Consider the following 14,831-nt stretch of genomic DNA (forward strand, 5'->3'; position numbering starts at 1 on the left):
CGGAGACCGGTGAGTCCGATCAGGACGCCGCGCGGGCGGGCCGGCCTGCCGGGCCCTGGCGGTTGTAGTCGTCCTGGAACGCGGCCCGCTCCTCGGCGGTCATCTCGTTGAGGAGCACGTTCGGGCTCTGCAGCGGCGGGCACCGGCGCAGGTGGTCGAGCGTCCACATCTTCTTCGGGTCCAGGTCGAGGTGCGGCTGTGCGACCAGGGTCTTGCCGTCGTCGCGGACGAAGCCCATGTCGGACACCACGTCGGCCCAGTTCCAGCCGTGGTACAGCGTCTCCCACTCGCGGGAACCGATGAGCTGCCCCATGTTCGGGGTCTCCCGGCCCTGGTACGTCGGGCGGAACGCCTCGACGTCGGTCCACCGGCACGCCTCGTGGCAGTACGTCCGCCACTGGCCGTTCACCTCGGCCATGACCATGTCCTCGCGCACCAGGCACGGCACCATGCAGGTCCAGCACCGGTGCGGGTAGACGTAGTCGACGTCCTCGAGAGCGATCGGGTTGTGCCCGTTCGGGACCGACAGGCGACTGTAGTTCTCCCACCACTTGCCGTACTTGTCGTACCAGCCCGGGTACTTGTACTCGAACCACTCGAAGTCCTCGTCCGTCATCGGATCGATGCGCCAGTAGTTGGCGAGCCACCCGGTGGCGAAGAACTGTGCGACTTCGTGGACGTAGCCCTTCTCCCAGATCTGCTTCCAGGCCTCTTCGATGAGGTCGTGGGGGATGACCAGGCCGTACTTCTCGAGCGGGACGAGGTAGCTGCGGTAGTAGTCGTCGTAGATCCAGCGACGCCACATCTCCGCGTAGCTCTCCCGGTCCTTGCGGCGGTCCTTCGTGCCGTACTCGATGAAGGTGCCGATCGCCGCGTCGACGACGCGGTGGTTGTTCCACCACGCGTAGCGCAGGTCGCGCTCGAGCAGCTGGTGGTTGCTCTCATCGGAAAGGGCCATCAGCAGCGTGGCGTACCCGTTGCTGATGTGGCGCGATTCGTCGGACTGCACCGAGTGGAACACCGTCGGCAACAGGTAGTCGCCGTTGGCGGCCGCCTCGGCGGGCATGGCGACGAACAGCGTGTTGGTGAACGCCGTCTCGGCCACGATCGTCAGGTAGATGCTCGCCGCGGTGATCGCGTCACCCGTGATGAAGCCTTCGGCGAACTGCCGGCCGATCGTGCCGCAGTAGTCGTTCTGGAAGTTGCGCAGGCTCGAGTTGAACCCGGCGGGGTCGATGTAGTTGTTCATGTACAGGCGCTTGAGGTTCTGCTGGATCGTCGAGTGCCGGACCTCGTCGATCATCTGGATCGCCTGGCCGTTGTGCAGCTCCGGGTTCGGCACGGTCCGGAACAGCAGCGGCATCGCCCGCGCGGCCGAGATCTCCGGCAGCGGGATGATCGAAAGGAACAGCTTCTGCCACTCGAGCCACCGTTCCTGGACCTGGCGGAACATGTTGCCGCGGATGGCGCCGTCCTCGGCCCCGTACACGCGGTGGTCCTTTTCCTCCTGCATCGGGAAGTAGGAGCGGAGCACCTGCTTGAGCGGGTCCTTCTTCTTGGCCTTCTGGAACGTGTAATCGGTTCCGTAGTGCGACACCGGCTGGTGGTACACCGGTTCCCACGACAGCTCCTGGATCTTCTGGTGGGCTTTCGCCACGCTCTGGCGGCTCATGGTTTCTCCTTACCCGTCGCGCCACGACGGCTGCTGGCTCGCCCCGGCCCGTACCGCGGTACCCGGTTCACCCGGCGGGACCGGAGCGCGAAGTCCTGCGCAGACGATTAGGGGCGAGACCCGCCGAAACGCGAGTCTCAATACGAGACAACCGGCGGAGATTTTTTCAGCCGTCCTCCATCATGGCCGCCCTCAGCTGCGCCAGGTGCGACTCCTTCTCGTGCTGCAGGCGCACGTCGCCCTCCGCCGTGGGTGTGATGCCCAGCGCGCGCAGCAATTGCGCCGCCGGCTCGCCGGGCGGGCCTCCGGAGCCCAGCGTGGGGTGCAGTCCGATGTCGGCGAGGTGGCGGAACACCACGTCGACGACCGTCCACGGGTTGTAGGTCTCCTCGCGTTGTTGTTCATCCATTCGGGTTCTCCTGCGGTGGTCGGGCCGACACCCCCATGAGAACCCCGCGCGCGCGAGGAGCGCGTCTCAACGTGAGACCCGGCCTGGACACGTGACCTAAGCTGGGCTCGACCCGGTACGCGACACGACGACGTGGGCAGCGACAGGAGGTCGACCGTGGCGACGAGTCCACCCGCACGACGCGAAGCTCCGCCCCCGAGTGCGATCCTCCCCGACCAAGAAGGGCTGGCCCGCACCCGGATCCGGTTCCTCACGTCCGAATCCGTCGAGCCGGATCAGGTTCGTGAAGCGATCCTCGCTTCGTGGTGGCGGTCCCGGCACTTCCACGTGCCCGCGGACCGGATCGACCTGCCCTACCTCGGTGAGGTCAACCTCGACACGCCGCTGATCCACAGCGCGAAGCTCGTGATGCAGCGTCTGGGCGACCAACTGGACGGGCAGCCGATCAGCATGATCCTCGCCGATCCGACCGGCACCGTGCTGAGCCAGCGCAGCGGCGACACCGACCTGCACCGCCACCTCGAACGGGTGGAACTGGTTCCCGGGTTCAGCTACGGCGAGCGGTTCGTGGGCACCAACGGCATCGGCACCGCGCTCGAGGACGACCAGCCGACGCACGTGTTCGGGCACGAGCACTACGCGGAGCACCTCGAGAACCTCGCGTGCGCGGGCGTGCCGATCCACCACCCGATCTCCGGGAAGCTCATCGGAGCGATCGACCTGACGTGCTGGCGCAAGGACGCCGGCGGGCTCCTCATCGCGCTCGCGCGCAGCACCGCCGAGCAGATCCAGCAGGCGCTGCTGACCCACAGCAACCTGCGCGAGCTCATGCTCTTCCAGTCCTACCTGCAGGCCTGCCGGCGCACGACCGGGATCGTGATGGCGTTCAACGACGACATCGTGATGATGAACGACAGCGCGCGCCAGCTGCTCAACTCCGCCGACCAGTCGATCCTGCTCGGGCACGCCGCGCAGGCGCTGTCCGAGCACCGGCGCAGCACCGCGACCGTCGGGCTCTCGGGCGGGGGCAAGGTCAAGATGCACTGCCGGCGCGTGGCGGGCCAGCACGAGGACGACGTGGTGGGCGGCGTGCTGTCGGTGAAGCTGCTCGCGTCCGAGGACGAGACGAGCGGCGTACCCGTGCCGATGCTGCCGATGTTCCTGCCCGGGCTCGTGGGCTCCGCACCCGCATGGCTGCGCTGCACGCACGACGTCGACGCCGGCTACAGCCGTGGCGAGTGGCTCGTGCTCGCCGGCGAGCCGGGCACCGGGAAGCTGAGCCTGGCCCGCGGCGTGCACCAGCGGCGCAACCCGACCGGTCGGCTCCACACGCTCGACGCGCGCGACGCGGCGGACGACGACTGGCTGTCGGACCTGCGGCGCGACCTGGTCGACGACCCGGTCGACTCGCTCGTGGTGCAGCACCTCGAAGCGCTGCGGGGCGAACAGCTCAAGGCGTTCACCGCGGTGCTCGACGAGGTCCGCACGACGTACGGCGCCAACGCGCCGTGGCTCGCGGTCACGCTCGCGCCCGAGGCCGAGACGACCCCGGATCTGGCGGAGCCGCTGGCTTTCTTCCCCCGCACCGTCACGGTGCCGCCGCTGCGCCGGCACGTCGACGACCTCACCGAGCTCGTGCCGTTCTTCCTCGCGAAGCTTTCGCGGTCCAACCGGCTGACGTGCTCGCCGACCGCGCTGCACCTGTTGATGCGGGCCGATTGGCCGGGCAACACCGCGCAGCTGAACCAGGTGCTGCGCAAGGTCGCGCAGCACCGGCGGCTCGGGTCGATCCAGCCGAGCGACCTGCCGGCCGAGTACCAAGCCGTGGCGAAACGTCCGCTCAAGGGCCTCGAATCGATCGAACGCGACGCGATCGTGCGCAGTCTCGAAGAGGCGCACGGCAACAAGCCGCGCGCGGCGAAGCTGCTCGGCATCTCGCGCGCCACGATCTACCGCAAGATCCACGAGTATGGGATCGTCACGCCGGATCACTGATCAGCGGGCCCGCCGTCCCCCTAGGGTGACGGCATGGATCTCGCGCAGCGCTACGCGGCGGGCACGCTCGCCGACGTCGTCCCGTCGGCGCTGGCCGGGCTCGGCGTGCCCGGGGAGCGCGACGCCCTCGGGCTGCCCGCGGCCGAGCGCGTGTGCGTGCTGCTCGTCGACGGCCTCGGCTGGGAACTGCTGCGGCGCCACGCCGAGACGGCGCCGTTCCTGTCCTCGCTGGCGGCCCGCCCGCTCACAGCCGGGTTCCCGAGCACGACGGCAACGAGCGTCGCGTCGCTGGGCACCGGGCTCACGCCGGGTGAGCACGGCGTGGTCGGCTACGCGTTCGAGGCCGGGCGCGACGTACTGAACGTGCTCGGCTGGCGGCGCCACACCGGCGGCAAGCCGATCGACCTGCGGCAGCGCGTGGTGCCGGAACAACTGCAACCGCGCCCGACCGCGTTCGAGCGCGCGGCCGCCGCGGGCGTCGGCGTGTGCGTGGTGGGGCCGCGCGACCAGCGCGACAGCGGCCTGACGCGCGCGGCCCTGCGCGGTGGCGAGTTCCGCGGCGTACACGCCTTCGGCGACCTGGTCTCGGCGGTCGGTGCGGCGCTCGCCGAGCCGCGGTCGCTGTGCTACGCCTACCACGCAGACCTCGACCTGCTCGGCCACGTCCACGGCCCGGGCAGTGAGCCGTGGTGTTTCCAGCTGTCCTTCGTCGACCGCCTGGTCGAGGCGATCGCCGGCACGCTGCCGGCCGGCTCGGCGCTGGTGGTCACAGCCGACCACGGCATGGTGACCGTCGGCGAGCGCGTCGACTTCGACACCACACCGGCCTTGCAGGCGGGGGTGCGCACCGTTGGGGGCGAGGCGCGCGCCCGCCACGTCTACGCGAGCGACGGCGCCGCGCCCGACGTCCTGGCCGCCTGGCGCGAAACCCTCGGCGAGCGCGCGTGGGTGCTCGGCCGCGACGAAGCGGTCGCCGCGGGCTGGTTCGGCCCCCGGGTGAACGCCGAAGTGCTGCCGCGCATCGGCGACGTCGTGGCCGCGGCCCGCGGGACGGCAGCAGTCGTGCGCACCGAGGCCGAACCGCGGCTGAGTCGCATGACGGGCCAGCACGGTTCCGTGACCGACGAGGAACTGGTGGTACCACTGCTGATCGCTCGGCGCTGAGCGTCCCCTGTGGACAGCCGGCTGCGCTCAGCCGGCGGTGTGCGGCGTGCCGTTCTCCGCGAGCTGGTCGATCGCGCCCACCAGCTCCGCCAGCGCCGGCACGGCCGACGCGATCAGGTGCCGCCACGCCGGGTGCAGGCGGTCGATCGCCGCCGCGAGGATCTCGGCGTTGTGGTGCTGCCAGCGGTCCACGGCGGCGCGGCCGCTTTCGGTGAGCTCGAGTTCGACGGTGCGGCGGTCCGCGCTGCCGCTGGTGCGGGTGACGAGTTCACGCGCGCGCAGGCCGCTGACCATTGTCGTCACGGAGTTGGGCGCGAGCTTCAGCAGCTGGGCGACGCGGCTGGGCCGCGCGCCGGGGTTCTCGGCCAGGCACGAGAGCAGTTCGAGCTGCGCGACCGAAAGCGTGTTGTCCGGGTCCGCCGTGCGGGCGGCGCGGCGCATGGCGCGCCGCAGCCGGGCGACGACGTCCGCGAGGTTCGGTTCGGGGGTCATGCGGTGCGGGGTGTGCGCGGCGAAGCCAGTCCCGTGCCGGCGGCGAGCACGGCCGCCCCGGCGAGGACGCCGATCGCGAGTGTCCGACCGCCGGTGCCGCCGGCGTGGAGGCAGAGCGTCACGAGCGCCACACCGAGCGCCGTGCCGAGACCGCGGGCCATGTTCACCAAACCTCCTCCGGTGGCCGACATCCGGGTCGGGATGGCGCCCATGACGGCCGAGTTGTTCGCCGGGATGAACACTCCCAGACCGAGGCCGACCGCGAACAGCGACACGCCAACTTCCCACGTACCGGACACCAGCGCCAGGACCGCGCAGCCGGCCGCCGCGAGAATGGCGCCGGCGCCGGTGCGGGCGCGCGAGCCCAGGCTCGCCGGCAGCACGCGGTCGGCGGCGATCGCCGCCACGGCGAAGCCCGCGGGCAGACAGGTGAGCACCGCGCCGGTCGCGCCGTGCGCCCCCAGGACCTGCGGTAACAGCGCGAGCGGGCCGAAGAGCACGAGGTACCCGCACAACGCCCCGGCCAGGCCGAGCGACACGACCGGCGGCCGCAGCACCGACAGGTGCAGGATCGGGCTCGCCGCCCGGTGCTCCCGCGCCACGAACGCCGCCGCGGCCGCGACCCCCGCCACGAACAGCACCGGGGTCGCCCACCCGGGCAGCCTGAGGCCCGACAGCCCCGACACCGCGAGCAGCACGGCCGTCGACGCGGTCGCCAGCAGCGCCACGCCGGCGCCGTCGAAGCGGCCCAGCGGCGTGCGCTCTCGGGTGCGCGGCAGCAGGTACCGCCCGGCGATCAGCCCCGCGAGCCCCACCGGCGCGTTGACGAGGAACACCCACCGCCAGCCGACGGTGTCGACGAGCAACCCGCCGGCCGCAGGCCCGAGCGCGAGGCCGAGTGCCTGCGCGGCGGCCTGCACCCCCAGCGCCGCGCGCATCTTCTCGCGGCGGACGCTGCCCACGACCAGCGCGACGCTGTTGGCCTGCAGCATCGCCGCCCCCAGGGCCTGCACCACGCGGAACACGACCAGCCAGGTCAGCGTCGGCGCGAGCCCGCACGCGACCGACGCCGCGGTGAACACACCGAAGCCGTGGACGTAGGTGAGCTTGCGCCCGTAGGCGTCCGCGAGCCGGCCGACCGCGGCGAGGGTCCCCACCAGCGTCAGCAGGTACGCGAGCGACACCCACTGCACGGCCGCCAGCGGCTCCCCGAACTCGCGCTGCAGCGCCGGGAACGTGAGCGTGACGATGCTCGCGTCCAGCTGGCCCATGAACGCGCCGAAGCACACCGCGCCCACCGCGAACCAGCCCGCGAGGTGGTGCTCGCGCACCGCCCGCGGCCGCGGCCGCTCCACCAGCACCGCCACGCCTTCCCCTTCCCTCGAACATTTCGTTCTCACACAGAACTATACGAGGCGACTTTCGGCAGTGCAGCGCGATCGGTACCACAGAGTTAACTCGGTATCCGAAGCACTATGTCCGACTGTCGCACATTGAGACCCGCACGGGGGCCGAGGTGCGCTCTGATGACGGGAACCCTCGTCGCCGGCAGGACAGGAGCGTCCCGGATGTCCCACCCCTCGGCACCGGTCACCAGCGCACGCCAGCTCAAGACCCCGCTGGCGCTTTCGCTGGCCGACCTCGCGGCGATCTTCGACGACCTGCAGTTCACGCTGCGCTGCTGCGAGCGCCTGCTCGTGGAGCTGGACCGCGGGGCGCAGAGCGACCCCGCGGTGGTCGAATCGCTGTGGGTCTCGGCCCTGAACTCCTACGCCCGCTGCTTCCGCCCCGGCGAGCGCGGCATGGGGCTGACCGAGGCCGACCTCAAGGCCACCGGCGTCGAAGGCGACGTCGTGGAGTGGCACGGTCTGCTGCGCAAGATCCGCAAGTTCGCCGTCACCGGCGAGACCAACCCGCGCGAGACCTACTCGATCGGGGTCACGCAGGACGCGGACGGCCGGCCCGAGGGCATCGTCATCACCTCGGTCGTCAACCCGGTCGTGGACGACGTGACCGTCCGCCAGACCGGGCGGCTCGCGTTCGAGCTGAGCAAGCTGCTCGACGAGCGCATCAAGGAGCACCAGAAGAAGGTGTTCGCCGCCGTCGAGGACCTGCCGCGGGCGAAGCTCGACGAACTGCCGGCCATCGAGATCACTTCCTGACCCCGCCGCTCGGGACCGCCGGAACCCGGCGGGATGTCCTTCGGGCACTCCGCGGGGAGAAACGGGCACTCCCGCCCGGGTGCGCGTGCACTCGCCGGGGCGGGAGCGATGACCTGGTGTGGACGCGGGTGCGGGAGCCTTCCCTCGCGCACCCGCGTCCTTGCCAACCAGCTGCCAACCGACCGGCGGCCGGCACTCAGCCGGTGATGCTGTCCGAACCGTTCTCCAGGTGCCCGACGTAGCGGCGCGACCAGGAGCTGTCGCCCACCAGCGTCACGCTCAGGTCGTACCAGCCGTGGGACGACGCGCACGGGTCCACCGAGTGCAGCGTGCGGCCGTGCGCCGGCACGCGGTAGGTGCGCGGGCGGTCGTTGGAGTAGTGGTTCGGTGCGACGGTGAACGTCACCGCGCGCGAGCCGTCGTTGACCAGCTCGAGCAGCAGCCGCGGCGTCGAGCCGAGCCCGCCGTCGTGGTAGGTCGCGGTGACCTGCGCGGTGCGGCCGGCCGCGTCGACGTCGCCGGTGAAGTGACGCAGGAAGCGGTTCGGGCCGACCACCGTGAGGTCGTAGGTCCCACCGCCGATCTCCACCGAGCCGGGCACGGTCTCGTCCCGGACCGTGTTCGACGGCGCCACCGTGTACTGGCCCGGGAACTTCGCCGGGTAGTCCGCGAGCGACGGGGTCGCCGCCGTGTTGTCGTACACCGAGAAGTGGCTGGCCTTGCTCACGTGCTTGCCGTTGTTGCTGAACGACAGCTTCGCCGTCACCGCGCCGCCGGCGCCGAAGGCGAACCCGTCGAGGTTCGCGTTGGGCTGGTACGGCAGGGCCCGCGCCTTCTTGGTCCCGGGCTCCTGCACCGGCAGCTTGTTCGTGGTCACCGGCGGCTGGTACGCGCCACCGGCCGGGTCACCGATCACGGCGGTCTTCGGCAGCGCCGGCAGGCCGTAGACCGGCGCCTTGAAGTCGAACGCGCCGGTGAGGTCACCGCACACGCTGCGGCGCCACGCGCTGATGTTCGGGCAGCGCGCGGGCTTGCCGAGCGCGTCGGTCCACTTCTCGAGGAACTGGATCACCGACGTGTGGTCGGAGACCTCCGAGGTCACCCAGCCACCGCGGGTCCACGGCGAGATCAGGATCAGCGGCACGCGGAACCCGAGCCCGACGGGCATCGGCTGCGTGGCCCCCGCGTTGGCGAGCGCGCCGGAGGTCTCGAGGTAGAACTCGTCGGTCGTGCCCGGCGCCGGCACGGGCGGCGGCACGTGGTCGAACTGCCCGTCGTTCTCGTCGTAGTCGATGATCACGAGCGTCGAGTTGAAGACGTCGGGGTCGGCGTTGAGCGATTCGAGGACCCGGTTGACGTAGTAGGCGCCGTCGTTCGGCGGGCCGTCGGGGTGCTCGGAGAAGGCCTGGTTGGTGACGACCCACGACACCTGCGGCAGCTTGCCGGCCACGACGTCGGCGCGGATCGCGTCGGCGAGGTTGTCGGCGTTGGCGGACAGGCCGGTGTGCGGTTCGGGGACGATCGCCACGCCCTGGTCGTAGTAGACGTTGCCGGGCGCGGCGGTGCCGCCCTGCGAGGGGTCGAGTTTGGCGAAGGTGTCGAAGTATTCGAGGCCGTTGTCGCCGTAGTTGTCCGAGCCCTGGTAGACCTTCCAGCTGTAGCCGGCCTTCTGCAGCGTCTCGGCGTAGCTCTCCCACAGCAGGTGCTTGCCGAGTTCGTCACCGCCGTTGTAGGCCACGTAGTCGCCGTGCTGCTTTGCGGCGTTGATCGAGCCGCTCCACAGGTAGGTGCGGTTCGGTCCGGTCGCGCTGAGCACCGAGCAGTGGTAGGCGTCGCCGACGGTGTAGGTGTCGGCCAGCGCGTAGTGCCACGGGATGTCGGAGCGGTCGAGGTAGCCGAGCGTGGTCGGGCCGCCCTTGGCGTAGTACCAGCCGTTCATCAGGCCGCCGTACCAGGCGCCGTGCTGGTCGTCCCAGCTGTGCGAGGTGCCGCCGTAGCCCTGCGCGCCGACCTCCGAGGTGGGCGGCTGGTGGCCGGCCGGGTAGTCGGCCACCGCGGCGTCGGACAGGTGCCACGGGAACTGCGTGGCTTTCACCGGCGCGCCGGGCGCCGTCGTGGGCTGCTGGAACACCGACAGCCCCCCGGGCAGCTGGATGGTCGAGCGGTCGCCGAAGCCGCGCACGCCCTTGAGGCTGCCGAAGTAGTGGTCGAAGCTGCGGTTCTCCTGCATCAGGATCACCACGTGCTTGATGTCCCGCAGGTCTCCGTGGCGCTGCTGCGGGGCGGGCGGCCGGGGCGAGGCCTCGGCTTCGGTGGCGGACAGCCCGCCCCCGACGACCGCGGCGCCGGTGACCGCCGCGGCTGCGCCGAGGAAACCTCTACGGGAAAGATCGGACATGGGTGGGAACCTCCGGATAACGGCCGGCGCCCGCGCACGGGCGCGTCGGGTCCGCCGAAACCTACGGGCGCGGAACAGGTTCGGAGCGAACTTCCCCTGAACACCCGCTGACGCGAGCGGGAACCGTAGCCGGACTCGTCCGACCGGCGCAGTCCACACCGGACAGAGCGGACACGGCACCGCCCCCGGACGCGAGTGGGATCACGGCTCGGTCACGTCCGCAACTTCGCGGCGATCCGCACGTCTTCTCCCGTACAGCAAGCTCGACCGAATTCGTGGGGGATCCAGAGTTGATGCGCGCCGGCCGGTTCAGAACCGCTCTCGCAGCCGCTTCCGTCTCCGCCGCCGTGCTCACCACGGCGTGCACCGGCGGGCCCGGGGCGCCACCCGCTCCCCCGGCTCCCGTGAGCACGTCCGCGGCACCGACCGCGACCGCCGCCCCGGTGGTGGCCGCGGCCGGCACGGGGCTGAAGTTCCCGGGCAAGAGCCTCGACGTGCGGTTCACCGCGTACGACTTCACCACGAACTTCGCATCGTTCTACGTCACGCGGACCGAGCCGACCGGCGGCGGTCCGCACGTGGCCGACGTCCCTGGCCTGCACCGGCTGCCGCTGGCTCCGGCGGCGCGGATCACGTCGAGCGACCCCGGCGGCTTCCCGTTCGAGACGTGCCCGCCGCAGAACTGCACCCCGGGGCACGAACTCGAAGCCGTGCTGGGTCACCACGCCCCCGGCGGCCTCTTCGCACGCATGGACGTCGACGTCTCCGACCAGATCACCGCGATCGCGGAATCGGCGTACTGACGCGGGCGCTGCTGCGGGCGCCAGGCTCCCCCGTCAGCCGTTCTGCTGTGACCGCATGCGCGCCCGGTACGCGCGCAGGTTCACCGCGTTACCGCACACCTGCACGTTGTGCCACACGCCGCTGTTGTTGCGGGAGCGGTCGTAGAACGCCACCGCGCAACGGTTGTTGCGGCAGGTCTTCAGGCGCCGCCAGCGATCGGCGCGCTGGGCTTCGAGGACTTCGATGAGCACGATCGACGCCACGCGCCGCCAGCCGGTGCCGCGGGGCTCGGGCCGCAGCCAGCCGTCGGGCCCCGGCTGCAGCAGCACAGGAGCGCTGGGCAGCGCGCCCGCGTCCTCGGCGGCGTGGCCGGTGGCGGCCTGCAGCTCGTCGCGCAGATCACGCAGGTGCTCGACGTCGTCGGCAGTCAGCTCGACGCGCTCGGCCGGGCGTTCGGTGGCCTCGGCCCAGCGGTCGAGGGCGGCGTCGAGCCAGCGCTGCGCGTCGGCCACCTCGGCCAGCAGGTCCGTCTCGCGGGGTTTGCCCGCCGAGAGCGTGTTGAGCAGGTCGTGCACGAAACCCAGGCCGCCCGGGCTCACCTCGAGCTCGTAGCGGTCGGTGGCCGGCCAGTTCATCCGCACCCCTCCCGGCATAGTCGTCGATCTGTCGACTATTTCGATGCGACTATAACCGACCCGGGCAGCACGGTTGTTCGATCGGAGCTCGGGAAAGTTCCGACACAAGCACTGGTGCTTCGGTTACGTCGGATTTGCGTCGGAGCACCGGGAAACGCGCGACACGCCGGGCCCCTCAGGACAGGTGCTCTTCAAACGAGGATCGCGTGGCGGCACTGGAGCGGGCGAACTCGGCGACGTAGGGGTCGAAGTGCCCGCCCGGGATCAGCTCGAGCTTCTTCGGCTGCAGCGCGCGTTCGTAGGCGGCGAGCGCGAGGTCGGTCACGGTGATCGTGGCACCGAGCGCGACCACCAGCAGCAGCCGCGTCGGCGAAACCCGGCTGATCCACGCGCCGGCCTCGCACCTGCGCGCGGCGCGCGGGGAACGCACGGTGACCTGGTTGGCCCAGCTCCCCGCGGGGATGTCCTGCAGGTAGAACGCGAGGGCGTCCAGCGCACGGTACGACGCGGGCACGGCCGGATCGGCGCTCACGATCGGCTGCCTCCGCGGCGGCTCGCCACGGCCGACGGCGCGGTCGTCTTCGGCGAACGCGTGCTCCAGCGCGGCGACCGCGTCCGACGGCCCCCGGCGCAGGCCCTTTGTCATGGGCAGCCTGAAGTGACTCCCGCCGCAGAAAGCCCTGGAACAGACCAGCTTCAGGGGGCCTCCCGACAGAAGTGACGCCGGTTCACTGCCGGTAGGGTGCGGCCGCGGCCTGCGCCGCCGTGACGAACGCGCCCTTGTTCTTCGGCCAGAACGTGCTGTCCACGCAGGAGTAACGGGGCAGGAACCCGCCGCACGTGCCGCTGGAGGCACCGACCTCGAAGGTGAAGCCGGCGACGCCGAGCGCGCCGTAGGTGAAGTCGTCGGTGGTGCCGCTCGTGTCGTAGCCGACGGTCTCGCGGTTGGTGCCCACGACGTAACCGTTGGACGCGGTGAACTTCGCCCCGAGCTTGCGGTACTGCGCGTCGTTGGGGGAGGTCGCCTGGGTGAAGCCCCACGGGATGACGATGTCGTTGCCGTAGCTGTGCAACGTGATCATCGTGCCGCGCGCGGTCGCCGGCGCCGGATCGTCGTTCCCGGTCCCGCGCTGCACCGGGTAGATCGCGCGGAAGAACTTCTCCAGTGCCTGGGTCTCCGGCTCGGACCCGGCGCTCGCGCCCTGGTAGGTCTCGGCGCACGGCGAGTTCGAGTCGCCACCCCACTGAAAAGTGGAGTTGCGGTTCACGTCGATGCCGATGTTCGTGCCGGTGCAACCGCCGCGGCTGTTGTCGGCGTTCTTGCGCTGCAGCTTGGGCGAGTTGCCGCCGGAGGCGACGACGTCGACGCCGTCGGGGTTCGCGATCGGGATCACCCACACCTCGGTGGTGTCCAGAATGGACTTCGCGGTGGCGTCGCTCGCGTAGCCGTCGGCGAGGTAGTCGATCCAGCGCCAGGCGAGCTCACCCGTCGAGATCTCGCGCGGGTGGATCTGGGCCATCAGCACGAACTTCGGTTTGGGCGAGGTCGTCGAGAGAGCGCAGTCACCGGCTTGCTTCTTGCTCAGGCAGATCGCCCGGAGGTCGTGCCCGCCCTGGCCTTTCGTCTTCTTCCACGACGGGCCGAGGTCGTACACCGTCGCGAGATCCGGGTGCGCGGCCGCGACCTGCGCCAGGTGCGCCTCCTGGGCGGCCACCGTGCGGTACCCGCCGTAGAACGTGTCGGCGGCGGCCGCGCGCGAGCTGCCGGCGGGCAGGTCTTTGTAGACGGTGTCGAAGTAGGACGGCCGGTACCCCAGCGCGCGCAGCCGCACCGCGACGGACTCGTCGCCCACGACGTAGGCCGCCCCGGCGTCGGACTCGCCGACGTCGAACCCGGCGCGGCCGAGCCCGGCGACCTGCACCGCTGTCGCCGGCACGCGCCAGAACACGGGGCGCCGGCGGCCGGCGCGGCGGTCGCGGTGCCGGCGGCCGGCCCCGCCACCAGCGCTCCGACCGCCGCGAGCGCAGCCTTCCACGACGACCTGGCCTTCATCGGCTCTCCTCACGACGTGCGTCCGCAGCGGAACCGTCGGTGACCGGTCCGCAACGCACAGTGTGAACGGCGCGGACAAACCCGGCACACCTGCGAAAGTCGGAAGTCCCCCGGGTTCAGCCTTCCGTGAGGATCGTGGCCAGCAAACCGGCGGCGATGTTGCGCCCGGACACCACGAGCACCACAGGCCGGTCGGCGGGAACGAGGCCCGCCCGCAACGCGGCGAGCGCCGCCGCGGACGACCCTTCGGCCACGAGCCCCGCCGTGAGCGCGAGTTCGCGGACCGACCGGCGGATCGCGGCCTCGTCGACGTCGACCAGCCGCACCCCGGCCTCGCGCACGATCGCCGGAGTGATCGACTCCGGTTCGAGGTTGCCGACGAGCCCGTCGGCGATCGTGTCGCCCACCGGCACGGTCACCACGTGTCCGGCCGCGACCGCGGCGGACACCGCGTGGCACGCGGCGGATTCGACGCCGAGCACCCGCACGTCCGGCCGCGCCCGGCGGGCGCCGAGCGCCGTGCCGGCCAGCAGCCCGCCGGCGCCCGTGGGCACCACGATCGTGAAGTCCTCGCCGAGGGTTTCGGCGACCTCGCCGACGAGCGTGCTCTGGCCCCCGATCACGTGCGGGTCGTTGTAGGCGGACACGAACTTCCGGCCCCCGGCCGCGAGTTCGAGCGCTTTCGCCTCCGCGCCGTCGTATCCACCGGGCGCCAGCACGAGCTCGACCGGGTAGGTGCGCAGGGCCGCGATCTTCGCCGGCGAGCCGCCCTCGGGCACGACCACAGTGGACTTCGCGCCGAGCAGGCGGGACGCGTGGGCGATGCCGAGCGCGTGGTTGCCCGCCGACGCCGTGACGACGGGGACGCCCTCGGCGGCATACGCGGTGAGCGCGGCGACCCCGCCGCGGACCTTGAACGAACCGGTGGGCTGCGCACCCTCGTACTTGAGGTACACCGGTACCTCGAGGCCCGCCGCGTGGTAGGGCAGCAGCGGGGTCCGCGCGAGGTTCCGCGCGACGGTTTCCCTTGCGCGGTCGAGGATTTCGTCGGCGATCACGGTTTCTCCC

The 14,831-nt window shown here is 71.3% G+C and carries 13 protein-coding genes; 4 read left to right on the forward strand and 9 right to left on the reverse strand.

The window, feature by feature from the left end; genetic code table 11:
- Positions 1 to 19: 19 nt before the first annotated feature.
- Positions 20 to 1,672, reverse strand: a complete 1,653-nt coding sequence (locus tag I6J71_RS28350) for a methane monooxygenase (protein ID WP_204089653.1) — start codon at positions 1,670 to 1,672, stop codon at positions 20 to 22.
- A gap of 166 nt (positions 1,673 to 1,838) precedes the next feature.
- Complete coding sequence (locus tag I6J71_RS28355; protein WP_204089654.1) at positions 1,839 to 2,081, reverse strand: hypothetical protein; 243 nt, start codon at positions 2,079 to 2,081, stop codon at positions 1,839 to 1,841.
- Between the two features lie 156 nt (positions 2,082 to 2,237).
- Here I6J71_RS28355 and I6J71_RS28360 point away from each other — a divergent pair, with 156 nt between their 5' ends.
- Both I6J71_RS28360 and I6J71_RS28365 read left to right on the forward strand, forming a co-directional pair.
- On the forward strand, positions 2,238 to 4,076 hold the full coding sequence (locus tag I6J71_RS28360) for a sigma-54-dependent Fis family transcriptional regulator (RefSeq protein ID WP_204089655.1): 1,839 nt from the start codon (positions 2,238 to 2,240) through the stop codon (positions 4,074 to 4,076).
- A gap of 33 nt (positions 4,077 to 4,109) precedes the next feature.
- Positions 4,110 to 5,240 carry an alkaline phosphatase family protein gene (locus tag I6J71_RS28365; RefSeq protein ID WP_204089656.1) on the forward strand — a complete coding sequence of 377 codons (1,131 nt, stop codon included), beginning with the start codon at positions 4,110 to 4,112 and terminating at the stop codon, positions 5,238 to 5,240.
- 27 nt (positions 5,241 to 5,267) lie between these two features.
- Here the strand turns inward: I6J71_RS28365 and I6J71_RS28370 are convergent, their stop codons facing one another.
- Both I6J71_RS28370 and I6J71_RS28375 read right to left on the reverse strand, forming a co-directional pair.
- Positions 5,268 to 5,732: a MarR family winged helix-turn-helix transcriptional regulator gene (locus I6J71_RS28370; RefSeq protein WP_204089657.1), complete on the reverse strand. Its 465-nt coding sequence runs from the start codon at positions 5,730 to 5,732 to the stop codon at positions 5,268 to 5,270.
- Complete coding sequence (locus I6J71_RS28375) at positions 5,729 to 7,099, reverse strand: MFS transporter (protein WP_204089658.1); 1,371 nt, start codon at positions 7,097 to 7,099, stop codon at positions 5,729 to 5,731. Before I6J71_RS28375 ends, I6J71_RS28370 begins: the two co-directional genes overlap by 4 nt.
- Positions 7,100 to 7,258: 159 nt before the next feature.
- Here I6J71_RS28375 and I6J71_RS28380 point away from each other — a divergent pair, with 159 nt between their 5' ends.
- A complete protein-coding gene (locus I6J71_RS28380; RefSeq protein WP_204089659.1) occupies positions 7,259 to 7,894 on the forward strand; it encodes a hypothetical protein in 636 nt (211 codons plus the stop codon).
- 196 nt (positions 7,895 to 8,090) lie between these two features.
- On the opposite strand, the gene I6J71_RS28385 is transcribed toward I6J71_RS28380, so the two are convergent.
- A complete protein-coding gene (locus I6J71_RS28385) occupies positions 8,091 to 10,292 on the reverse strand; it encodes a phosphocholine-specific phospholipase C (protein WP_204089660.1) in 2,202 nt (733 codons plus the stop codon).
- A 404-nt stretch (positions 10,293 to 10,696) separates the two neighbouring features.
- Between I6J71_RS28385 and I6J71_RS28390 the strand changes: the two genes are divergently transcribed.
- Positions 10,697 to 11,095 carry a hypothetical protein gene (locus I6J71_RS28390; RefSeq protein ID WP_204089661.1) on the forward strand — a complete coding sequence of 133 codons (399 nt, stop codon included), beginning with the start codon at positions 10,697 to 10,699 and terminating at the stop codon, positions 11,093 to 11,095.
- Between the two features lie 33 nt (positions 11,096 to 11,128).
- Here I6J71_RS28390 and I6J71_RS28395 read toward each other — a convergent pair whose 3' ends face one another.
- From I6J71_RS28395 to I6J71_RS28410, 4 genes are all read right to left on the reverse strand, one after another.
- Positions 11,129 to 11,710 carry a CGNR zinc finger domain-containing protein gene (locus tag I6J71_RS28395; protein ID WP_204089662.1) on the reverse strand — a complete coding sequence of 194 codons (582 nt, stop codon included), beginning with the start codon at positions 11,708 to 11,710 and terminating at the stop codon, positions 11,129 to 11,131.
- Positions 11,711 to 11,885: 175 nt separating this feature from the next.
- Positions 11,886 to 12,356, reverse strand: coding sequence for a hypothetical protein (locus I6J71_RS28400; protein WP_204089663.1), 471 nt, complete (start codon positions 12,354 to 12,356; stop codon positions 11,886 to 11,888).
- 82 nt (positions 12,357 to 12,438) lie between these two features.
- Entirely contained in the window at positions 12,439 to 13,776 is a 1,338-nt protein-coding gene (locus I6J71_RS28405) for a M14 family zinc carboxypeptidase (RefSeq protein ID WP_239153957.1), read from the reverse strand.
- 103 nt (positions 13,777 to 13,879) lie between these two features.
- Positions 13,880 to 14,821, reverse strand: a complete 942-nt coding sequence (locus I6J71_RS28410) for a threonine/serine dehydratase (protein ID WP_204089664.1) — start codon at positions 14,819 to 14,821, stop codon at positions 13,880 to 13,882.
- Between the last annotated feature and the right edge of the window lie 10 nt (positions 14,822 to 14,831).

It is taken from the genome of Amycolatopsis sp. FDAARGOS 1241, from assembly GCF_016889705.1.
Lineage (GTDB): Bacteria > Actinomycetota > Actinomycetes > Mycobacteriales > Pseudonocardiaceae > Amycolatopsis.